Here is a 22,982-nt window from a genome sequence, read left to right on the forward strand (position 1 = left end):
TTTCGCTCCTTAGCAGTCCAGTGGGTTGAGTTTTTCCGGGTTGATGCCGAACTTGACGATGGCTTCGGCCACCACCTTCGGTTCGATATCACCACGGTCGGCGAGTGCTTCCAGAGCGGCCAGCACCACCCAGTTGCGGTCAACTTCAAAGAAGTCGCGCAGCTTCTTGCGGCTGTCGCTGCGGCCAAAGCCGTCGGTGCCCAGGACCTTGAATTCCTTGCTTGGCACCCACTGACGAATCTGCTCGGCGAACAGCTTCATGTAGTCGGTGGAGGCGATAACCGGGCCTTTGCGACCGCTCAGGCACTCTTCCACGTAGGTTTGCTTGGGTTTCTGGCCCGGGTGCAGGCGGTTGCTGCGTTCCACGGCCAGGCCGTCGCGGCGCAGTTCGTTGAAGCTGGTGACACTCCACACGTCTGCCGCAACGTTGAACTCGTCACGCAGGATCTTCGCCGCCTCGCGCACTTCACGCAGGATGGTGCCGGAACCGAGGAGCTGCACATGGTGCGCGGCTTCCTTCTTGTCCTCTTCGAGCAGGTACATGCCCTTGATGATGCCTTCCTCGGCGCCCGCCGGAATGGCCGGTTGCTGGTAGGACTCGTTCATCACGGTGATGTAGTAGAAGACGTCCTGTTGCTCTTCGGTCATCTTCTTCATGCCGTCCTGAATGATCACCGCCAGCTCGTAGCCGTAGGTCGGATCATAGGTGCGGCAGTTGGGGATGGTGGCCGCCATCAGGTGGCTGTGACCGTCCTCGTGTTGCAGGCCTTCGCCGTTCAGCGTGGTACGACCGGCGGTACCGCCGATCAAAAAGCCACGGGTGCGGCTGTCGCCAGCGGCCCAGGCCAGGTCGCCAATGCGCTGGAAGCCGAACATCGAGTAGAAGATGTAGAACGGCAGCATCGGCTGGTTGTGGCAGCTGTAGGAGGTACCGGCAGCGATGAACGACGACATGGCGCCGGCTTCGTTGATGCCTTCCTCGAGGATCTGACCCTTCTTGTCTTCGCGGTAGAACATCACCTGGTCTTTATCGACTGGCTCGTAGAGCTGGCCGACCGACGAGTAGATGCCGAGCTGGCGGAACATGCCTTCCATACCGAAGGTACGGGCTTCGTCCGGGATGATCGGGACGATGCGCTGGCCGATATCCTTGTCCTTGACCAGCTGCGCGAGGATGCGCACGAAGGCCATGGTGGTGGAAATTTCACGGTCGCCCGAGCCATCGAGGATCGCCTTGAGGGTTTCCAGCGGCGGCGTCGGGATGCTGAAGCTCTTGGCGCGGCGTTGCGGCACGAAACCGCCGAGTGCGGCGCGGCGCTCGCTCAGGTAACGGGCTTCGGCACTGCCTTCTTCCGGCTTGAGGAACGGCAGGTTTTCCAGCTCCTCGTCCTTGACTGGGATGTCGAAGCGGTCGCGGAACTGCTTGAGGCTTTCAACGTCGACCTTTTTGGTGTTGTGCGCGGTGTTTTTCGCTTCGCCGGCACCGGTGCCATAACCCTTGACGGTCTTGGCCAGGATCACGGTCGGCTGCTCTTTGTGGTTGACCGCCTGGTGGTAGGCCGCATAGACCTTGTACGGGTCGTGACCGCCACGGTTGAGCTTCCAGATCTCGTCATCGGACAGATCGGCCACCATCGCCTTGAGTTCCGGCGAGTTGAAGAAGTGCTCACGGACGAACGCGCCGTCCTTGGCCTTGTAGTTCTGGTATTCGCCGTCGATGACTTCGTCCATGCGGCGCTGCAGGATGCCGTCGACGTCCTTGGCCAGCAGTGGGTCCCAGAAGCGGCCCCAGACCACCTTGTTGACGTTCCAGCCACCGCCACGGAACACGCCTTCGAGTTCCTGGATGATCTTGCCGTTACCACGCACTGGGCCGTCGAGGCGCTGCAGGTTGCAGTTGATGACGAAGATCAGGTTGTCCAGTTTCTCGCGGCCAGCCAGGGAGATCGCGCCGAGGGATTCCGGCTCGTCGCACTCGCCGTCGCCCATAAAGCACCAGACCTTCTGCTTGCCAGCCGGGATAAAGCCGCGGGCTTCCAAGTACTTCATAAAGCGTGCCTGGTAGATCGCCTGGATCGGGCCCAGCCCCATGGATACGGTCGGGAACTGCCAGAAGTCCGGCATCAACCAGGGGTGCGGATAGGACGACAGGCCTTGGCCATCGACTTCCTGGCGGAAGTTGTTCATCTGCTCTTCGGTGATGCGGCCTTCCATAAAGGCGCGGGCGTAAACGCCGGGCGATGCGTGGCCCTGGAAGAAGATCAGGTCGCCGCCATGCTCCTCGGTGGGAGCCTGGAAGAAGTAGTTGAAGCCGATGTCATACAGGGTCGCCGAGGACGCAAAGCTGGAGATGTGACCGCCCAGGTCCGAATCTTTCAGGTTGGTGCGCATGACCATGGCCAACGCGTTCCAGCGTACCAGCGAGCGAATGCGGCGTTCCATAAACAGGTCGCCAGGCATGCGTGCTTCGTGGGTCAGCGGGATGGTGTTGCGGTAGGGCGTGGTAATCGCATACGGCAGCTGTGAACCACTGCGGGTGGCCAGCTCGCCCATACGGGTCATCAGGTAATGTGCGCGGTCTTCACCCTCGTTATCGAGGACGGACTCAAGGGCGTCCAGCCATTCCTGGGTTTCGACGGGATCGAGGTCTTGCATGGCTTGCTCCAGGGCGGAAAGGCTTCCAGAATCGGAGGCCAGGTTTCGTGGCCGACTTCGTGAGTGGCCGCGTGAATTCTTGGATTGACCGGGGGTAGGACCGGCTGCGTGTAGTTTTACTACATTCCGACGCCGATTTCAGCCTTTTGGATACAATCTTTGGTAGTAAAACTACAATTATTTTTCTGCCAGTGATTCGACCCGCTCTAGCGCTGGGTGTGCCATCCATGGTCGCTGCACTGACAGACCGCTAAAAAGGATAGACCATGAGCCTGCCCGCGCTGGCCTCTTTGCCTGCTGCCTTGTCCCCCCTCGCGGTACGCGCTGAACAGTCCTTGCAACAGGCCTTCGCGGGGTTATCCAGCGAGGCGGCGACGGCCTTTGCCACGTGGCCAGCAGAGCGTTTCGAGGCCCTGCGGCGAGTTGGGGCAGCCAGTGAGTTTGTTCTGCAGCAGGGGTTACGTGACCCGCAGATGCTGCTGGACCTGGCCGCCTCTGGTGAGTTGGAGCGCAGCCTGGCGTCCGGCGAGCTGCGTGGTCAGCTGGCTCAGGCCTTGGCTGAGTGTGCTGATGAGGATGAGCTGGCGCGGCGTTTACGACGTTACCGCAACCGCCAGCAGCTACGGATTATCTGGCGCGATATCAGCCGCCAGGCCGACCTGATCGAAACCTGTCGCGATCTCTCAGATCTGGCCGATGCCTGTATCGACCTGGCCTATCAATGGCTCTACCCCCGCCATTGTGCGCAGTTCGGCACACCCATTGGCCGGCGCAGCGGCCAGGCGCAGCATATGGTCATCCTTGGCATGGGCAAGCTGGGCGCCCATGAGCTGAACCTGTCTTCGGACATCGACCTGATCTTCGGTTACCCCGAAGGTGGCGAAACCGAAGGGGTGAAGCGGGCGCTGGATAATCAGGAATTCTTTATCCGCCTGGGGCAGAAACTGATCAAGGCGCTGGATGCGATCACCGTCGATGGTTTCGTGTTTCGCACCGATATGCGCTTGCGTCCCTACGGTTCAAGCGGTGCGCTGGTGTTCAGCTTCAATGCGCTGGAGCAGTACTACCAGGATCAGGGCCGTGACTGGGAACGCTACGCGATGATCAAGGCGCGGGTGGTCGGCGGTGATCAGGTCGCTGGCGCGCAGCTGTTGGAAATGCTGCGGCCCTTCGTCTATCGGCGCTATCTGGACTTCTCGGCGATCGAAGCGCTGCGCGCGATGAAACAGCTGATTCAGCAGGAAGTAAGGCGCAAAGGCATGGCCGAGAACATCAAGCTGGGTGCTGGCGGCATCCGCGAGGTGGAGTTCATCGCCCAGGCCTTCCAGCTGATTCACGGCGGTCGCGACCTCAGCCTGCAGCAGCGTTCGCTGTTCGCCGTGCTCAATACCCTGCGTGATCAGGGCTACCTGCCGGCAGCGGTGACCGACGAACTGCGCGACGGTTACGCCTTCCTGCGCTATGCCGAGCACGCGTTGCAGGCCATCGATGACCGGCAGACGCAGATGCTTCCGGACAACGAGCAGGACCGCGCGCGGGTGGCCTTTATCATGGGCTTCGACAGCTGGCAGGCGTTCCATGAACAGCTGATGCACTGGCGCGGTCGGGTGGACTGGCACTTCCGTCAGGTGATTGCTGACCCTGATGAAGAAGAGGGGGAGGCGGTCGAAGAGGTGGTGGGGTGCGAGTGGCTGCCGCTCTGGGAGGACGTGCAAGACGAAGAAGCCGCGTGCCGACAGCTGGCCGAAGCCGGCTTCGCCGAGCCGCAGTCGGCCTGGCAGCGCCTGGCGGGGCTGCGCAACGGCAATCAGGTGCGCGCCATGCAGCGCCTCGGTCGCGAGCGCCTGGATGCCTTTATTCCGCGGCTGCTGGCGCAAGCAGTGGAACATGCCAATCCGGACCTGGTGCTGGAGCGCGTGCTGCCGTTGGTCGAAGCGGTGGCGCGGCGCTCGGCTTATCTGGTGCTGTTGACGGAAAACCCCAGCGCCCTGCAGCGTCTATTGACCCTGTGCGCGGCCAGTCCGTGGATTGCCGAGCAGATCACCCGCTTCCCGCTGTTGCTCGATGAGCTGCTCAACGAAGGTCGACTGTTCAAGCCGCCGTTGGCGCCGGAGCTGGCCGCCGAGCTGCGTGAACGGCTGATGCGCATTCCCGAGGAGGATCTGGAGCAGCAGATGGAGGCGCTACGTCACTTCAAGCTGGCGCACCGGCTGCGTGTGGCTGCCTCGGAAATCGCCGGCACCCTACCGCTGATGAAAGTGTCCGATTACCTGACCTGGCTGGCCGAGGCGATTCTTGACCAAGTGTTGGCCCTGGCCTGGCGCCATACGGTGAGCCGCTATGGCGCGCCGCGCCGCGCTGACGGCAGCGTCTGTGATCCGGATTTCGTCATCGTTGGCTACGGCAAGGTCGGTGGCATCGAGCTGGGCCATGGCTCGGACCTCGACCTGGTGTTTATCCACGACGGCGACCCGCAGGCGGAAACCGATGGCGAGAAATCCATCGATGGCGCGCAGTTCTTCAATCGCCTGGGCCAGCGCATCATTCATTTGCTGACCACGCAGACCAACTCCGGTCAGCTCTATGAAGTGGACATGCGCCTGCGGCCGTCTGGTGCGGCGGGCCTGCTGGTCAGCTCCCTGGGTGCGTTCGAGCGCTATCAGCAGGGCGAAGCCTGGACCTGGGAGCACCAGGCCCTGGTGCGGGCGCGGGTGCTGGTTGGGTGTGCGCGCGTCGGCAAGGCCTTCGAGGCGGTGCGCGCCGGGGTGTTGGGGCGTGAGCGCGACCTGGCCACCCTGCGTACTGAAGTCAGCGAGATGCGCGCGAAGATGCGCGACAACCTCGGCAGCAAGGCCACGGCAGCCGGCACCGCAGCGAATGCCTTTGAGGCAGCCGCGCCGTTCGACCTCAAGCAGGACGCCGGAGGTATCGTCGATATTGAATTTATGGTGCAATACGCGGCCCTGGCCTGGTCGCGCCAGTACCCGGAATTGCTTGAGTTCACTGACAATATTCGCATTCTGGAAGGGCTGGAGCGGGTTGGCTTGCTACCGGGTGAAGATGCCCGCTTGCTGCAGGATATCTACAAGGCCTACCGCAGTGCAGCGCACCGTCAGGCCCTGCAAAAGCAGCCTGGGGTGGTCAGCGGTGAGCAGTTTGCCGATGAGCGGCGCACAGTGATGCGTATCTGGCAGGAACTGGGCTTGAGCTGACGCAGGCTGAGCTGAATTTAATAAGCGGCTGGTTACCTGGGGTGACCGGTCAGTGCTGTACCAATCGAATCTGAGGAGCAGGCAACTATGTCGATGGCCGATCGTGATGGCGTGATCTGGTATGACGGCGAGCTGGTGCCGTGGCGCAACGCGACCACCCACGTGCTGACCCATACCCTGCACTACGGCATGGGTGTGTTCGAAGGCGTGCGTGCCTACAACACCCCGCAAGGCACGGCGATCTTCCGCCTGCAAGCGCACACCGACCGCCTGTTCGACTCGGCCCACATCATGGGAATGAAGATTCCGTTCAGCAAAGACGAAATCAATGAAGCCACCCGCGCCGCCGTACGCGAGAACAACCTGGAAAGCGCCTATATCCGCCCAATGGTGTTCTACGGATCTGAAGCCATGGGCCTGCGCGCCAGTGGCCTGAAAACCCAGGTGATCGTCGCGGCCTGGAGCTGGGGCGCCTACATGGGCGATGAAGCCCTGCAGGTAGGCATCAAGGTGCGTACCAGCTCCTTTACCCGTCACCACGTGAACATCTCGATGACCCGCGCCAAGGCCAACGGCAACTACATCAACTCGATGCTGGCCCTGCAGGAAGCCATCTCCGGCGGCGCCGACGAAGCGCTGCTGCTGGATCCGGAAGGCTACGTGGCCGAAGGCTCGGGCGAGAACATCTTCCTGGTCAAGAATGGCGTGATCTACACCCCGGAAGTGACCTCCTGCCTCAATGGCATCACCCGTAACACCATTCTGACCCTGGCCGCCGAGCATGGTCTGGAAGTGGTCGAGAAGCGCATCACCCGCGATGAGGTGTATATCGCCGACGAAGCCTTCTTCACTGGCACCGCCGCCGAAGTCACGCCGATTCGTGAAGTCGATGGCCGGCAGATCGGCGCAGGCCGCCGTGGGCCGATCACCGAGAAGCTGCAAACCGCTTACTTTGACTTGGTGACGGGTAAAACCGATGCCCACGCTGAGTGGCGCACGCTGGTCAAATAACTGTCTCGCAGGGGCTGGATGCTACGGCATTCGGCCCGCGGGCTAGGCTGATAGCCGAGCGTTGAGTTTGTCTGGGAGGCGAAAGCCTCCTTGGTCGTTTCTGGAAACCGCATGAAAATACTGATCGTTGGCCCCAGCTGGGTGGGTGACATGGTGATGGCGCAGACGCTGTTCCAGTGCCTGCAACAGCGTCATCCCGGTTGCGCAATCGATGTGCTGGCCCCCGAGTGGAGCCGGCCGATTCTCGAGCGCATGCCCGAAGTGCGTCAGGCCCTGAGCTTTCCGCTCGGTCATGGCGTGCTGGAACTGGCGACGCGGCGCACGATCGGCAAGTCCCTGGCCGGCCAGTACGATCAGGCGATTTTGCTGCCCAACTCGCTGAAGTCCGCGCTGGTGCCGTTTTTTGCCGGGATTCCCAAGCGCACCGGCTGGAAGGGTGAGCTGCGCTACGGCTTGCTCAACGATATCCGCACGCTTGATAAAGAACGCTACCCGCTGATGATCGAGCGCTTTATGGCGCTGGCCTTCGAGCCCGGGGTCGCGTTGCCGCAACCTTATCCACGCCCCGCCTTGCAGATCGATGCGCAGAGCCGTGACGCCGCCTTGACCAAGTTCGGCCTGAGCCTGGATCGCCCGGTGCTGGCGCTGTGCCCAGGGGCTGAGTTCGGTGAGGCCAAGCGCTGGCCGAGCGAGCATTACGCCAAGGTCGCCGAGCTGAAGATCCGCGCCGGCTGGCAGGTGTGGATTTTCGGCTCGAAGAACGATCATCCGGTTGGTGAAGATATTCGCAGCCGGCTGATTCCCGGCTTGCGCGAGGAAGCGGTGAACCTGGCCGGCGAAACCAGCCTGGCCGAAGCCATTGATCTGCTGTCTTGCGCGGGTGCCGTGGTGTCCAACGACTCCGGCTTGATGCATGTGGCGGCTGCGCTGAATCGCCCGCTGGTGGCGGTTTACGGCTCGACTTCGCCGGGTTTTACCCCGCCGCTGGCCGAGCAGGTGGAAATCGTCCGCCTGGGCCTGGAATGCAGCCCGTGCTTCGACCGCACCTGTCGCTTTGGTCACTACAACTGCCTGAGTCAGCTCAAGCCGCGCCCGGTGATCGAGGCGTTGGATCGCCTGGTCAGCGACCCGGTTGAGGTTGAATAGCTTGCGGGTACTGTTGATCAAAACTTCTTCGCTGGGCGATGTGGTGCACACCTTGCCAGCGCTGACCGATGCGGCGCGCGCCATTCCCGGTATCCAGTTCGACTGGGTGGTGGAGGAGGGCTTTGCCGAGATTCCCGCCTGGCACCCAGCTGTGGCGCAGGTGATTCCGGTGGCCATTCGCCGCTGGCGCAAGCACCTCTGGCAGACCTTCAAGAGCGGTGAGTGGAAGCGCTTTAAGCAGCGGCTTGGTGAAACCAGGTACGACCTGGTGATTGATGCCCAGGGGCTGCTGAAAAGTGCCTGGCTGACCCGTTACGTCAAAGCGCCGGTTGCCGGGCTGGATCGTGACTCTGCACGCGAGCCACTGGCTAGCCGCTTTTATGATCACGCCTATGCCGTGCCGCGCGAGCAGCATGCCTTGGAACGAACACGTCAGTTGTTTGCTCAGGCATTGGGCTATGCGCTGCCTGCCGGTGTTGGCGACTACGGCCTGAACCGTGCGCAGCTGGCCGATGAGGCGCCGCAGCCTTACTTGCTGTTTCTGCACGGCACCACCTGGCCAAGCAAGCATTGGCCTGAAGCCGACTGGCGTGCGCTGGCCGAGCGAATGAGTGCACAGGGTTGGGCAGTGCGCCTGCCCTGGGGAAATGAGACCGAGAAAGCCCGTGCCGAGCGAATTGCCGCCAGCATTGAAAATGCGGCGGTGCTGCCCAAATTGAACCTTGCAGGCGTGGCGAAAGTGATCGCTGGCGCCAGCGCCTGCGTGGCGGTGGACACGGGCCTCGGCCACTTGGCCGCTGCGCTGGATGTACCGAGTATTTCCCTGTACGGCCCGACCTTGCCGGGGCGCGTCGGTGCCTATGGGCGTGGTCAGGTGCATCTGTGCGCCAGCGGGCCGAATGCCGGCTCGGGGGATCGCCACAAGCCTTGCTTCGATGGCCTGGACGCCGAGCGTGTCGCCACACAATTGCAGGCCCTGTTGCTGGCCGAGGACGTTGTCTGATGCAGCTCGCGTTTATTCTCTACAAGTACTTCCCGTTCGGCGGCTTGCAGCGCGACTTTATGCGCATCGCCCTGGAGTGCCAGGCGCGCGGTCATGCCATCCGCGTCTACACGCCGATCTGGGAAGGTGAAGTGCCGGCAGGTTTCGAGGTGGTGGTGGTGCCGGTGAAGGCGCTGTTCAACCACAAACGCAATGAAAAGCTCACCGCCTGGGTCAAGGCCGACCTGGCCAAGCGCCCGGTGGATCGGCTGATTGGCTTTAACAAGATGCCCGGTTTGGACGTCTACTACGCCGCCGATGGTTGCTATGAGGACAAGGCGCAAACCTTGCGCGCGCCGATCTACAAGCGCTGGGGGCGCTACAAGCACTTTGCCGATTACGAGCGGGCGGTATTTGCCCCCGAGTCGAAGACCGAAATTCTGATGATCTCCGAAGTGCAGCAGCCGCTGTTTATCAAGCATTACCACACCCCGCTGCAGCGCTTTCACCTGCTGCCGCCGGGTATCGCTGCAGACCGCCGCGCGCCCGCCAATGCCGCGGAGATTCGCGCCGAGTTCCGCGCCGAATTCAAGCTGGCGGATAGCGACCTGCTGCTGGTGCAGATAGGTTCCGGCTTCAAGACCAAGGGCCTGGATCGCAGCCTCAAAGCCCTGGCCGCCCTGCCGCGCGAGCTGAAGCAACGCACCCGACTGATCGCCATCGGTCAGGACGATCCGCGCTCGTTCCAGCTGCAGGCCAAGGCCCTGGGCGTGTCCGATCAGGTGCAGATTCTCAAGGGGCGCAGCGATATTCTGCGTTTCCTGCTGGGTGCTGATCTGTTGATCCACCCGGCCTACAACGAGAACACCGGCACCGTGCTGCTAGAAGCGTTGGTTTCCGGCTTGCCGGTGCTGGTGACCGATGTGTGCGGCTATGCCCACTACATTGCCGAGGCCGATGCCGGGCGGGTGCTGGCCAGTCCGTTCGAGCAGGAGCGGCTTAATCATCTGCTCGCCGATATGCTGGCTGACGATCAGCGCCGCGCCTTCTGGTCGCGCAATGGTCTGGCCTATGCCGACAGCGCTGACCTGTATTCCATGCCGCAGCACGCGGCCGACATCATCCTGGCGGCGCGTCCATGAAGTTGGTACTGGCTGAACCCTTTAAGAGCCTGTGGGGCGGACGCGATGCTTTTGCTGCTGTCGAGGCGCTGCAGGGGCAGGTGTACCGCGAGCTGGAAGGTCGTCGCACCCTGCGCACCGAAGTCGATGGACGTGGTTACTTCGTCAAGATCCATCGCGGTATCGGTTGGGGCGAAATCGTCAAGAACCTGCTCACTGCCAAGCTGCCGGTGCTCGGTGCGCGCCAAGAGTGGCAGGCCATTCAGCGTCTGAAAGAAGTCGGTGTGGCGACCATGACCGCCGTGGCCTACGGCGAGCGCGGCAGCAACCCGGCCGCGCAGCATTCCTTTATCGTCACTGAAGAACTGGCGCCGACCACCGACCTCGAACAGCTGAGCCTGAACTGGGCGCAGCAAGCGCCCGACCCAAAACTGAAGCGGGCGCTGATCAAGGAAGTGGCCTGCATGGTCGGCAACATGCACCGCGCCGGGGTCAATCACCGCGACTGCTACATCTGCCACTTTCTGCTGCACACCGATAAACCGGTCACCGCCGACGATTTCCGCTTGTCGGTGATCGACCTGCACCGCGCCCAGGTGCGCAGCCAGTTGCCCTTGCGCTGGCGCAACAAGGACCTGGCCGCGCTGTATTTCTCGGTGCTGGATATCGGCCTGACCCGACGCGATAAATTGAGATTTTTGCGCCACTACTTTCAGCAACCTTTGCGTCAGACGTTGAGTGCCGAGCGCTCCTTGCTGGCCTGGCTGGAGCGCAAGGCGGACGCGCTGTATGCGCGTAAACAGCGGTATGGGGATGCGCTCTGATGGCGGGTTGGACGTGCAAGCCGGATTACGCCGCGCTGACTGAGGAATTCGGCAGTGTGGACGCGGTATTTGCCTTGACTGGCGAGCAGATCACCCGTGATCCGAGTTCCGAATGCATTCGTATCGAACGTGATGGTGTGCGTTATTACGTCAAGCGTTACTGGCATGGTGGCAAAGGGCGGCCTGTGCGGCGCTGGCTTGGACGCTTCTTCGCCAAGCCCAGGGTCAAAGCTGAATGGCAGAACCTGCGCCGTTTCGCGCGCTGGGGTATTCCTACTGCCGAACTGGTGGCCTATGGCTTGGAGCGTGAGGCTGGTGCCTTTGTGCGCGGGGCACTGATTACTCGCGAGTTACCCGGTACGTTTGATCTGGCGCATATCGCCCATCATCAAGCGCAACGCCTACATGGCCAATGGTTACGCACGATCAGCCAACATTTGGCCGAGGCAACCCGCCGTTTGCATGCCCATCATTTCGCCCATAACGATTTGAAGTGGCGCAATTTGTTGGTGGATGAAGCCGGTAAGGTGTTCTTTATCGACTGTCCGACCGGAGCATTCTGGTGGGGGCCCTTCCTGCGTTACCGCATCGTCAAGGATTTGGCCTGCCTGGATAAGGTGGCCAAGCAGCGGTTGTCGCGGAGTCAGCGGTTGCGCTTTTATTTGCAATATTTGAGGCAAGAGCGTTTGAGCCCGAGTGACAAGGTGCGTATCCGGCGGATTGTGGGTTTCTTCGAGGGGCGCGAATGAGCGACTTTATTGCAGCCCAGGATCGCGCCCTGCTTGAACAGCATGGTTTGACTCATTTCGATGCGCTGTGGGCGTTGAAGCTCGAGGCGGTGGATGAACCCAACACTGAACGTGGCGGCTGGAGCAGCGTTTATCGCCTGGAATTGGGTGAGTGCGCTTTTTACCTCAAACGCCAGAGCAATCACCTGACCCGCACCCTGCGTCATCCTTTCGGTGAGCCGACCTTTGCCCGCGAATTGCGCAATATTCAGCGCTATGCGGCCCTGGGGATTCCGGCTCTGCAGGCGGCCTTCTTCGCCGAGCGCAAGCTACCGGGCGAACACCGTGCCGTGTTGCTGACCCGGGCGTTGGATGGTTGGGATGATTTGAGTCATTACCTGGATAGTTGGGCGCAATACTCCGCTGAGGTGCATCAGTCCATCCTGACGGCCTGTGTTGAGTTGGCGCGCAAGCTACACGGTGCCGGACAGGTGCACGGTTGCTTCTATCCCAAACATATTTTCCTGCGCCGCGAAGGCAGCACTTTTGCCGCCTGCCTGATCGACCTGGAAAAGACCCGGCCACTGTTATTGGGCCGGCGTGATCGCATCAAGGACCTGGAACCGCTGTTGCGCCGCATTGGCACGCTCTGGGGGGCGGACGAGATCCGACATTTCCTCGCAGCCTACCTGGATGACCCTCGGGATGTGGCGGATTGGCTACGGTATCTGGGCGCGCGCCGCCAGGACAAGGAGGCGCGTTGATGCAACTGGCTGAGCTGGCAGACGCCGGGCGCACTCCGCGACTACCGCAGCCTTTGCAGTTGCCGGGAGGCGATTTGCAATTGCAGCAGCTGCTGCGCGTGTTGCCTGGCCAGCGCTATGTGGCGTTGGCTCAGTGGCAGGGGCGCCCGGTGCTGGCCAAACTGCTGGTCGGCAATAAGGCGGCGCGGCATTTTCAGCGCGAACTGGACGGCGCCCGCCAACTCGCGGAGCAGGGCTTGAGTACTCCGCAGTTGCTGGCCGACGGCCTGTGTGAAGGTGAGGGTGGCTGGCTGCTGTTCGAATACCTGCAAGGCGCCGAGAGTCTGTGGGAGGCCTGGCGCGCGGTGGAACACCAGCCGCTGCTGAGTGTTGATCAACAGGCAATACTGGCCAGCGCGTTGGCCAGTATTGCGCAAATGCACAACCAGGGTTTGTGGCAGGCGGATCTGCATCTGGACAACCTGTTGCAGCATGACGGTCAGCTCTACGTAATTGACGGCGGTGGCGTACAGGTTGAGATCGCCGGGCAGCCGCTATCGCGTAAGCGGGTTCTGGAAAACCTCGGGGTGTTCTTCGCCCAACTGCCGGTTGAACTGACGCCCTTTATCGAAGAACTGCTGGTGCATTACCTGTTGGTCAATGGCGAGCATGCCCTGCCGCTGGAGGCGTTGCTGGGGGAGGTGGCCAAGGTGCGCAAATGGCGGCTGCGCGACTATCTACGCAAAGCAGCCCGCGACTGCACGCTTTTTGCGGCCAGGATCGGGGCTTTTGGCCTGCGCGTAGTGCGCCGTGCTGATCAGGCGATGTTGCAGCCCTTGCTGGAAAATATTGATCTACTCACCGAGCAGGGTCATATCTACAAAACCGGTGGTGCTGCCACCGTGGCACAAGTACAGCTGCAAGGCCGATCGCTGGTGGTCAAGCGCTATAACGTGAAAAGTCTCGGTCACTGGCTCAAGCGCTTCTGGCGGCCCAGTCGTGCCTGGCATAGCTGGATCGCCGGCAACCGCCTGCAGCTGTTGGGCATCGCCACACCACAGCCACTGGCCGTACTAGAGCGGCGCTGGTGCTGGCTGCGCGGGCGTGCCTACCTGATTACCGAATACTGCGGCGGGCAGGATATAATCGCGCGTTTTCAGGCGTTCCACGACGGCTCGCCCCCGGAAAGCGACCTGTTGGCGCTTGATCGCCTGTTCGCCGCCCTGCTGCGCGAACGCATCAGCCACGGTGATTTCAAGGGGCACAACCTGTTCTGGGATGACCGCCAGGCGTGCTGGTCGCTGATCGACCTCGACGCCATGCAACAACATTGCAGCGCGCGCAGTTTCGCCAGGGCCTATGCCCGCGACCGCGCCCGTTTTTTGCGCAATTGGCCGGCTGACTCTCAGCTGTTCAAACTGCTCGACCAACGTTTACCGCTGACGCCCGTCGTCGGCTCAGCAGACTAAAAGAGGCACAACCAGTGGCATTGACGATTCTCGGCCTTTCCGGCGCCCTCAGCCATGATCCATCCGCCGCCCTGTATATCGACGGCAAGTTGATCGCGGCCGCCGAAGAAGAGCGCTTCGTGCGCGACAAGCACGCGAAGAATCGCATGCCCTACGAGTCGGCCAAGTTCTGTCTGGAACAGGCCGGAATCAAACCGTCTGACGTTGATGTGGTGGCTATTCCGTTTGCGCCGATCAGTATCTTCGAGAAAGCCCGCTGGCAATATGCCAAGCGCTACTGGTACGCACCGGATCGCGCCCTCGATGCGATCCTCATGGGCAATCGCCGCTACAAGCGTTACCACAAGAAGATCCAGTGGTGCCTGGAGCAGCTGGGCTTTGACCTGAAGAAGATCAAGATCGAGCCGGTCGAGCACCACCTGGCCCACGCTGCCAGCGCCTACCACTGCTCGGGTTTCACCGAGAAGACCGCGATCCTCGGCATCGACGGTAAGGGCGAGTACGCCACGACCTTCTTCGGTTACGGCGAGAATGGCAAGATCCACAAGATCAAGGAATTCTACGATCCGGATTCGCTCGGCGGCCTGTACGGTGCGATCACCGAGTTCCTCGGCTTCGAAATGCTCGACGGCGAGTTCAAGGTCATGGGTATGGCGCCCTACGGTGACGCGGCTAAGTACGACTTTTCGCGCCTGGCCAAGTTCGAGAACGGTGAGCTGATTATCAACACCGACTACGCCAACGTCATCGGCTTCCGCCGCTACAAGGAAAACGGCAAGGGCTACTACTTCTCGCCCAAGCTGATCGAGTGGCTCGGCCCGAAACGCCAGGGCGACATCGCCGACGATCCGTACATCCATTACGCGGCCAGCATGCAGGCGCTGTTCGAGAAGCTGGCGCTGGAGATGATGGAGTACTACCTCGGCGACATCATCCGCGAGACCGGCAAGATCGCTTTCGCCGGCGGTTGCGCGCTGAACGTCAAGCTGAACCAGAAGATCATTGCCCGCGACGACGTGAAAGAACTGTTCGTCCAGCCGGCCTCCGGCGATGCCGGTACTTCGGTTGGTGCAGCTGCCTATATTTCGCACCAGCGCGGCGTGCCGGTGGAGAAGATGGAACACGTCTACCTCGGCCCGTCCTACTCCAACGAAGACGTGATCGCGGCTTGCGCCCGTCACCCGAGCAAGCCGGTGTTCAAGCGCATTGACGACATGCCGCAGCGCATCGCCAAGATCATGGTCGACGCGAATCCTGTGGCCTGGTTCCAGGGGCGTATGGAGTTCGGCCCGCGCGCCCTCGGCGGTCGTTCGATCATTGGTTGCCCGAGCGTGGCCGGTGTGGCGGATCGCATCAACGAGCAGATCAAGTTCCGCGAGCGCTGGAGGCCTTTCTGCCCGTCGATGCTCGACACCGTGGGTCCGCAGATGCTCAAAGTCGACCACCCGAGCCCGTTCATGACCTTCACCTTCGAGGTCAACGACGAGTGGAAGACCCGTGTCGGCGAAGTGGTGCACGAAGACGGCACCTCGCGCGCCCAGGTGCTCAAGCGCGAATACAACCCGCGCTATTACGACATGATGCTGGAACTGGAAAAACTGACCGGCAACGGCGTGTCGCTGAACACCTCGCTCAACCGCCGCGGCGAGCCGATGATCTGCTCGCCGACCGACGCGCTTAACATGTTCTACGGCTCCGACCTGCAGTACTTGATCATGGAAGACATCCTGGTGGTCAAGGATGGCAAGGATTGGTATGACAACGTCTGAGACGCTTATTAGCGTCATCATTCCTACATACAACTATGCACATTTGTTACCACGTGTGCTGGGCTCTGTATTGCCGCAGTTGACTGATGATATTGAGTTGATTGTTGTGAACGACGGGTCCACTGATGATACGTCATCGTTGTTGTCGGACTATGTAAGCCGTTACCCGCATTTACAAGTCGTTGAGCAGCCTAACGGAGGGGCCGCCTCGGCGCGCAACTCTGGTATTCGATTGGCTAAAGGGCGTTATGCGTTATTGCTCGATGCCGATGACGAATTGCTCCCTGGCGCTTTGTCTACATTACGAGCGACGATCAGCTCGGCTCCTCAGGTTGGTATGGTTCTAGGCGGATATATCTCCGTTTATCCTGATGGTAGAGCGCGGCTGCGTGCTCCAACCCCTGTTCCCGTAATGCCTGCTGACAAGTTGATTAAGCAGTATCTACTGGATAAGAGTATTGCTATTTCCCACTGCTGTTCACTGTTTCGTCGAGACTTGCTTTTGCAGCGCTTCTACCCAGAAAGCTTACGCAGTGGTGAAGATATCGCAGTATTTGCTTATCTATTAGTGAGTGCCCCTGTGCTTGTTGTAAGGGAGCCGCTGGCGAGAATCTTCAAGCATGGCGACAGCCTTCGGCATAGCCGTGTGGGAGAAGAGGCGATCGCGCTTGAAATGGTTAAGCAAGTCTTCGATGGATTGCCAGAGAATTGCCAGTATTTGCGAAGGCGTTATGAATCGCAGCGATATTTGTCACTGTTTCGAGCCGCCCAACTTGACTCGGATGTTGATGCCGCTTTGATTTTTTATCGAAAGGCGTTTGCTCTCGCTCCATTGCAGGCATTGCGCTGGGGTTATTTTCGTAAAGCTATACGCTTACTGGTATGTAAGAAATAGGCTGTAAGGAGTTTATATGGAAGTTGTTCTGTCACGTTTGAAACGGATTTCACCAGTCTGGTTGACGTTTTTTTCTAGTTTGCTTTTGTCGTTAATTGCAGTTGTGGGTGAGGTTACCATCGGTAAGGATGGTGCGTTCTATGTTGATTTAGCCGTTACATATCTTGAATCTGGTACGGCAGCCACTTTTGCACGATTTGACTGGCCTTGGTTTTCTATCATTTTGGCCGTCTTGAGTCGCTTTACCGGTATCGGCCTTGAGTTGGTTGCTTATTGCCTGTGTGCGCTTTTTATGGCGGGTACCTGTTGTCTTTTGGTTGATATTGTTGTTAAGCGCCTACCGCAAACTGGGTATTGGGCGTGCTTGGTCGTTCTATCAATGCCGGCTTTTAATGCTTTCAGGGGCGACGTATTAAGAGAGTATGGGTTCTGGTTTTTTAGCATTTTGGCGCTTTGGTTGGCTATGCGCTGGTATTCGCATCCCACTTGGATGAGAGCGTCACTGGTTCAGATAGCAATTGCAGCAGCAGCATTGTTCCGTCTGGAGGCTGTGTTATTGATGCCTGCACTCGCCGTTTGGCAGTTGGTAGGTGTTAGGTCGTGGGCTGATTTTGCTAAAAGTGTGCAGTTCAATGCGCTTCCTGCTTTTATTGGTATAGTTGCGCTGGTTTGGGTGCTTCTGGGTGCGGGCTTGTCGGCAGAGCGACTCAATGATTATGTGGAATTGCTAAACCCCAAAGGCATTTCCAGTAACTTTAGAGACGCAGCTGAGAATTTCAGTAAGGGTGTCCTTCATCGATTTGCAGAGAATGATGCCAAACACATCCTTTTGTTCGGCTTGTTTGGCAGTGCTGTTTTCATGTTCATGAAGCTGCTGGGGCCTTTTGCAGTGCCGCTTTTGTTTAGGCGAGGACGAGAGGCCGTTGGGCAATTTTTTGTGGAGTTCAAGCCGTTTGCTTGGGCTTTCGCTTTTTATTTTGCTGTGATTATGCTTTTTTATACACAGCAATTGTTTATGAACTCTAGATATATCAGCTTTTTGAATTTGCTTGCTGTGCCTGCGGCTGTTGTTTCGTTTGTATGGTTTGTTGGTCGCTTTCCTAAGTGGGGGCGCTTTTTATGTGTGCTCGCCTTGTTGGTAATGCTGGACAACGTGCTGTCGTTTTCTGCTAAGAAAACACACTATGTTGAAAGCGGTCATTGGATTGCGCAAAATGTAAAGAAAGATGCTTCTATCTATTATGCGGATCCGAGGATTTCCTACCATGCTGGCCGGGGCTATCCAAAGCAGCGACTAAATATGACTGCGGCCATGAGTGAAGATCATCAGGCGCGGTTTGATTATTTTATTATTGAGGCGGATGCTGATGAAAAGTGGCTTGTGGTTTGGATGCAACAGCACAATAAACGCGTAATCACGCAATTCGCGAATCGTAAAGGCGATACTGTGCTGGTTGTGGGTGACTAGTATTTATAGCGGTATTAGTTGCAGGCGATGTTTTAGTATTTTTCCGCTAGGTGCCAACGAGCTTTCTTGACAGTATTGGTCGAAGCAAGCAATCGCTTTGGGCTGGTTAAGTGTGTTGCGGTCTCGACTGTCTCTGAGCAGATGCTGAAAATTTCTCAGCCGTTTGATGGTGCCGAGCGCTCCCCGGCTTCGGCTCAAGTCAGCCAAATCGATCAGGCCCATCTTGTTTTCAGGCGTCAAGACGATGTTGCCGAGATGTAAGGACCGAAAATAGATCCCCTGGCTATGAAGTGTTGCGATCAGGCTGCCCAGTTGGGTGAAGAGTTTTTCTGTCAGCTCTTGCTCATGAAGCTGTCTCAGGGTTCGGCCTGGTAGTGGTTGGTAGTGCACGATGTCGCGCTTTAGCTCTCGGCAGCGGTATGTCTGGATGATTTGTGGGCATGGCAAGTTCAGTGTCTTGAGCATTGCGGCATTATCAGCAAAGCGCTGTGCGTAGGGCCAGATGGCTGCTGAGGAGATCAAGCGCTTGCGGCGAAAAAGCTTGAGGAAGCTGCCGTCACGCAAACGCAGCACTTTTTCGCCGTGGCCGTCGGCCTCGATGATTTCTGCGCCTTTGCGCAAGCTTTCATAATCAGATTTTGAGAGGGCTTGCATACCAATACCTTTCTTGGGACTCATCATTCTACCCTGAGACAGGCTCAGACCGCTCAGCGATGAAATGGTGCCGTGGTACACTAAGGCAATTTAACTGCTTTGGCGTTTTCCATGAGCCGATCAACCCAGCCGCAAACCTCCAGTTTGAAAATTTATTTCCGTTTGTTGGCTTACGTTAAGCCCTATATAGGGCTCTTTCTGGTTAGTATTCTTGGTTTTCTAATTTTTGCGTCTACTCAGCCCATGTTGGGCTATGTGCTGAAGTTTTTTGTGGACGGTCTGAATAACCCAGATGCTAGTTTTTTTGCCTCTGTACCGTATTTAAATGAATTTTCATGGCTTGAAGGTCTTAAGCTGTTGCAGGCTGTGCCTTTGCTTATTGTATTGATTGCACTGCTTCAAGGAATAGGTTCGTTTTTCGGGAACTATTTCCTGGCGAAGGTTTCACTGGGGCTCGTGCATGACATGCGTGTGGCGCTTTTCAATAATTTACTTGTATTGCCTAATCGCTACTTTGATAGTCATAACTCAGGGCACCTTATATCGCGAATTACTTATAATGTAACTATGGTTACGGGTGCGGCAACTGATGCGATTAAAGTTGTTGTGCGTGAAGGGATGACTGTGGTTTTTCTTTTTATCACGCTTTTGCTGATGAATTGGAAACTTACGTTGGTAATGCTCGCCATTCTTCCTGTTATTGGTCTAATGGTTTCTAGTGCAAGTAAGAAGTTTCGCAAGCAAAGTAAGAAAATTCAAGTGGCGATGGGGGATGTTACGCATGTTGCGTCCGAGACCATTCAAGGCTATCGGGTTGTGCGTAGTTTTGGTGGGGAGGCGTATGAGCAAGAACGTTTCTATAAAGCCAGCTCAGATAATAGGCAAAAACAGCTTAGGATGGTGAAAACCAACGCCGTGTATACACCTAGTTTGCAATTGGTAATTTATGGGGCAATGGCTGTATTAATGTTTCTTGTGTTGTTGTTACGTGGTGATGCGTCGCCCGGCGAGCTTGTTGCCTACATCACGCTGGCGGGTCTTTTGCCGAAACCGATCCGCCAGCTTTCGGAGGTTAGTTCGACTATTCAGAAAGGCGTTGCGGGCGCGGAAAGTATCTTTGAGCAGCTTGATGAGAAATTAGAAGCTGATAATGGCACTCAAGAGCGTACCAAGGTCGTAGGTCGTCTAGATGTACGCAACTTGAGCTTTCGCTATGAGGGAAGCGATAAAGCCGTTTTGGACAATATCAGCTTTGTGGCTGAGCCTGGGCAGATGGTTGCTCTGGTGGGGCGCTCGGGCAGTGGCAAGTCTACATTGGCTAATTTAATTCCGCGTTTTTATCATCATGATCAAGGACAAATTCTGCTCGACGATCTTGATGTTGAAGATTACAAGCTGCGTAACTTACGCAAGCATATAGCACTGGTTACGCAGCATGTGACGCTCTTCAATGATACGGTCAGGAACAATATCGCTTATGGCGATTTGGCTGATGCATCAATCGAAAATGTAAGGTGTGCATCTGAGTCCGCCTATGCCGCAGAATTTATAGAGCAGATGCCGCAGGGGTACGACACGCTCGTTGGTGAAAATGGTGTTCTTCTATCTGGCGGTCAGCGCCAGCGGTTGGCAATTGCTCGTGCGCTCTTGAAAGATGCGCCTTTACTTATTCTTGACGAGGCAACTTCTGCACTTGATACCGAATCGGAGCGACATATTCAGGCTGCTCTGGATGAGGTGATGAAAGGCCGCACCACGCTGGTTATTGCCCATCGGCTAAGTACTATTGAGAAGGCTGACCTTATTCTCGTAATGGACAAAGGCCGTATTGTTGAGCGTGGCACGCATACCGAGTTGCTGGCACTGAATGGCTATTATGCCCGTTTACATGAGCGAGATTTTGTCGAGCCTGTGGAGCCCTCCGTTCAAGGGGCTGATACCTGATGCTCAACCATCTGCGCGCCTGGCGCGAGCGTGGCTGGGCGTCGATTGATGCGGCTGCTTATGCCGAGGCCTGGCAACGATTTGGCGGTAGTGTGGCCACTCATCCTCAGGTGGTCGAGCGTCTGGCCGCTCTGGCCGGTATCCCTGTTCGCTATCTTGGCTGGTTTGCCGGTGGTGATCTGCAGGCGGCGATTCCGACCTGGGGGCGGCATCTGGCGCTGTCCAAGGATGTGCTCAAACAGCGGGGTAAACGCGGCCTGTTCGACCTCGGTAATGCCGAGTTGATTATTCCGGCAGCACCTTCAGCCGATGTCTCGCTGCGTCATCGCGGTCGTTATATCTCAATGCTCAATGCCGGTGTGATCAGCACCCTACGTGAGCAGCCCGAGGGCCTGGCCTTGGCCCGTGAACCCGAGGAGTACAGCAAGAAATTTCGCTACAACCAGCGTCGCGAGCAGCGTTTGCTGGAAGAGGCGGGCGGAGTGATTCGGCCGATGCTAGAGCTCTCTGCTGCCGAGCAGGCGCTGATTTATGCCGATTTGTTTCAGCGGCGCTGGGGCTTTGAGGCCACCGGCAAGGCGCATCTGACGGAGGTGTTCAGCCTGATGCGTGACTTTATGACGGGCTCGCTGATTTACCTGAACGACCAGCCGGTGGCGATTCAAGTGCTGTATCGCGTCGAGGCGCCGCAGTGGGTGAGTCTGGAATACATCAACGGCGGCGTTGATCCACAGAACCGCGAATTCAGCCCTGGCAGTGTGCTGAGTTTTATCAATACCCAGACCGCCTGGAGCGAAGCGCGCGCGCTGGGCAAACCCCTGCGTTATTCCTTTGGTCGGGCTGATCGCGAATACAAAGACCGCTGGTGCAACCGCGTTGCGGCTTATCAGGTGTAATCATGTCTGCCCGTAAACAGATCCTGCTCAAGCGCCATCGCCGACAAAAGCGCATAGCGTTGCTATTGGCCCTTGTTGTCTTGGCCTTGATCGGTGTTCTGGCGGCTTGGTGGTGGGTACCGATCCTTATGCTAGCTGGCTGGCTGGCGCATGAAGCCTGGTTTGCCGACCACCTGTTCTATTCGCCCAGCGATGATTACAGCTACGCCTTTGCCGAGTCGACCTGTACCGTTAATGGTCGCATTGCTGCCGGTTACATAAGGCTGGACGGCGAGATGGAGGCGGCGGACACCCTGATTCTGCAGGTGCAGATAAACGCCAGTTGGCTGGGGCGTTGGTTCGATCCTTATGTGCTGATGGGCACAGATCGTCAGGATTTTGAGCGCGGCGTGAACGGGCGGCGTTATCTGAACTTGTCCGGGCAGGGTGACCTATTGGCGCAGGGCAGGCTGTCGCTGCGTGGCCGCTTTTGTCGCCTGGATCCGCTTGTTACGCTTTATGCGCAGCGCAACCCGAACTACGCCGAGCAGCGTCTGATGATTATCGCGCCGCACGCCGACGACGCCGAACTGGCTGCCTTTGGCCTGTACAGCCGGGCGCGCGAGGTCAGCATCCTCACTCTCACGCAGGGTGAAATTGAAGCCGAGGCTTATCAAACCCTCGGGTTGGAACAAGCGGCGGCTGCGCAGCTCAAGGGCCGTTTGCGCGCCTGGGACAGTCTGGCCGTACCGCTGTGGGGCGGTGTGGCGCAAAGTCAGTGCCTGCAACTCGGCTATTACTGCCTGCAGTTGCCGGCGATGCAGGCGCAGCCTGAGCAGGCGTTTGGTTCGCGAGAGTCCGGCGAAGCCGATATTCGCAACGTGCGGGCGAACAATGCCCTGTCGTTGCCCGGTGATGCCGATGGCATGCCCAGTTGGCGCAATTTGCTGGCAGATCTGGTGGCAGCGCTGGAGCATTACCAGCCCGAGGTCGTCGTCACTCCGCACCCGCAACTGGACCCGCACAGCGACCATGTGGCGAGTACCCAGGCGCTGCTAGAAGCGGTTGAACTGAGCAGTTGGAAGCCGAGAACCCTGTTGCTGTACGCCAACCACCTGCATGACAACGACCGCTGGCCCATGGGGCCGGCCGGTTTTGGCATTGCCCTGCCGCCGGCGATCGAGGCTTTGCCGGCCGATGGTCTGTGGAGCCCGAGCCTGGATACCGCGCAACAACTGGATAAAGCCATGGCGCTGGCCATGCAGCACGATTTACAAGGCCCGCTGCCGCTTAAACGGCGTATTCGTCGGTTGATTCAGCGTGTGCTGGTCGGGCGGCGCTGGCCCGCTACCGGTGAAGATGAATTCTTCCGCAAGGCGGTGCGCCGCCATGAACTGTTCTGGGTACGCACGCTCGGCGGTTAGCCAGCGCAATGGCCTGCCAATGTTATGATCCCCGGCAATCTGTTCTGCCGTTTCTGGAGTGT

The 22,982-nt window shown here is 58.5% G+C and carries 17 protein-coding genes; 15 read left to right on the top strand and 2 right to left on the bottom strand.

The annotated features are described in order from the left end of the window. Positions 1-9: 9 nt before the first annotated feature. Positions 10-2,655 (bottom strand): pyruvate dehydrogenase (acetyl-transferring), homodimeric type, encoded by a 2,646-nt coding sequence (aceE, locus tag IOD17_RS02325; protein ID WP_233683500.1) that lies wholly within the window; start codon positions 2,653-2,655, stop codon positions 10-12. 266 nt (positions 2,656-2,921) lie between these two features. Between aceE and glnE the strand changes: the two genes are divergently transcribed. The 12 genes from glnE to IOD17_RS02385 all read left to right on the top strand — a co-directional run bounded on the left by glnE (position 2,922) and on the right by IOD17_RS02385 (position 18,023). Continuing rightward, positions 2,922-5,867, top strand: coding sequence for a bifunctional [glutamate--ammonia ligase]-adenylyl-L-tyrosine phosphorylase/[glutamate--ammonia-ligase] adenylyltransferase (gene glnE, locus IOD17_RS02330; protein ID WP_233683501.1), 2,946 nt, complete (start codon positions 2,922-2,924; stop codon positions 5,865-5,867). An 87-nt stretch (positions 5,868-5,954) separates the two neighbouring features. Further along, the gene (gene ilvE / locus IOD17_RS02335; RefSeq protein ID WP_233683502.1) at positions 5,955-6,878 is read left to right on the top strand and encodes a branched-chain-amino-acid transaminase; all 924 of its coding nucleotides are present in this window, start codon (positions 5,955-5,957) and stop codon (positions 6,876-6,878) included. Positions 6,879-6,989: 111 nt separating this feature from the next. Then, positions 6,990-8,024: a lipopolysaccharide heptosyltransferase II gene (waaF, locus tag IOD17_RS02340; RefSeq protein ID WP_233683503.1), complete on the top strand. Its 1,035-nt coding sequence runs from the start codon at positions 6,990-6,992 to the stop codon at positions 8,022-8,024. A 1-nt stretch (position 8,025) separates the two neighbouring features. Continuing rightward, the gene (waaC, locus tag IOD17_RS02345; protein ID WP_233683504.1) at positions 8,026-9,027 is read left to right on the top strand and encodes a lipopolysaccharide heptosyltransferase I; all 1,002 of its coding nucleotides are present in this window, start codon (positions 8,026-8,028) and stop codon (positions 9,025-9,027) included. After that, positions 9,027-10,148: a glycosyltransferase family 4 protein gene (locus IOD17_RS02350; RefSeq protein ID WP_233683505.1), complete on the top strand. Its 1,122-nt coding sequence runs from the start codon at positions 9,027-9,029 to the stop codon at positions 10,146-10,148. Before waaC ends, IOD17_RS02350 begins: the two co-directional genes overlap by 1 nt. After that, positions 10,145-10,951, top strand: coding sequence for a lipopolysaccharide core heptose(I) kinase RfaP (gene rfaP, locus IOD17_RS02355; protein WP_233683506.1), 807 nt, complete (start codon positions 10,145-10,147; stop codon positions 10,949-10,951). Before IOD17_RS02350 ends, rfaP begins: the two co-directional genes overlap by 4 nt. Then, positions 10,951-11,700, top strand: a complete 750-nt coding sequence (locus tag IOD17_RS02360) for a lipopolysaccharide kinase InaA family protein (protein ID WP_233683507.1) — start codon at positions 10,951-10,953, stop codon at positions 11,698-11,700. The genes rfaP and IOD17_RS02360 overlap by 1 nt, the downstream gene beginning before the upstream one ends. Next, entirely contained in the window at positions 11,697-12,443 is a 747-nt protein-coding gene (locus IOD17_RS02365; RefSeq protein WP_233683508.1) for a lipopolysaccharide kinase InaA family protein, read from the top strand. The genes IOD17_RS02360 and IOD17_RS02365 overlap by 4 nt, the downstream gene beginning before the upstream one ends. Next, entirely contained in the window at positions 12,443-13,891 is a 1,449-nt protein-coding gene (locus tag IOD17_RS02370; RefSeq protein ID WP_233683509.1) for a lipopolysaccharide kinase InaA family protein, read from the top strand. Before IOD17_RS02365 ends, IOD17_RS02370 begins: the two co-directional genes overlap by 1 nt. 14 nt (positions 13,892-13,905) lie before the next feature. After that, entirely contained in the window at positions 13,906-15,660 is a 1,755-nt protein-coding gene (locus IOD17_RS02375; RefSeq protein ID WP_233683510.1) for a carbamoyltransferase, read from the top strand. Then, a complete protein-coding gene (locus IOD17_RS02380; RefSeq protein WP_233683511.1) occupies positions 15,647-16,555 on the top strand; it encodes a glycosyltransferase family 2 protein in 909 nt (302 codons plus the stop codon). Before IOD17_RS02375 ends, IOD17_RS02380 begins: the two co-directional genes overlap by 14 nt. 16 nt (positions 16,556-16,571) lie before the next feature. Then, a complete protein-coding gene (locus IOD17_RS02385) occupies positions 16,572-18,023 on the top strand; it encodes a hypothetical protein (RefSeq protein WP_233683512.1) in 1,452 nt (483 codons plus the stop codon). Between the two features lie 3 nt (positions 18,024-18,026). Here IOD17_RS02385 and IOD17_RS02390 read toward each other — a convergent pair whose 3' ends face one another. Next, positions 18,027-18,677, bottom strand: a complete 651-nt coding sequence (locus IOD17_RS02390) for a lipopolysaccharide kinase InaA family protein (protein ID WP_233684498.1) — start codon at positions 18,675-18,677, stop codon at positions 18,027-18,029. Positions 18,678-18,788: 111 nt separating this feature from the next. Between IOD17_RS02390 and msbA the strand changes: the two genes are divergently transcribed. From msbA to IOD17_RS02405, 3 genes are read left to right on the top strand one after another with little or no spacing between them, the layout of a single operon-like run. Further along, positions 18,789-20,621 (top strand): lipid A export permease/ATP-binding protein MsbA, encoded by a 1,833-nt coding sequence (msbA, locus tag IOD17_RS02395; RefSeq protein ID WP_233683513.1) that lies wholly within the window; start codon positions 18,789-18,791, stop codon positions 20,619-20,621. After that, a complete protein-coding gene (locus IOD17_RS02400; RefSeq protein WP_233683514.1) occupies positions 20,621-21,517 on the top strand; it encodes a GNAT family N-acetyltransferase in 897 nt (298 codons plus the stop codon). The genes msbA and IOD17_RS02400 overlap by 1 nt, the downstream gene beginning before the upstream one ends. 2 nt (positions 21,518-21,519) lie before the next feature. Beyond that, positions 21,520-22,920 (top strand): PIG-L deacetylase family protein, encoded by a 1,401-nt coding sequence (locus IOD17_RS02405; RefSeq protein ID WP_233683515.1) that lies wholly within the window; start codon positions 21,520-21,522, stop codon positions 22,918-22,920. The last annotated feature ends 62 nt before the right edge of the window (positions 22,921-22,982 follow it).

The sequence above is a fragment of the Pseudomonas anguilliseptica genome, from assembly GCF_021375795.1.
In the GTDB taxonomy this organism is placed as follows: Bacteria; Pseudomonadota; Gammaproteobacteria; order Pseudomonadales; family Pseudomonadaceae; genus Aquipseudomonas; species Aquipseudomonas anguilliseptica_A.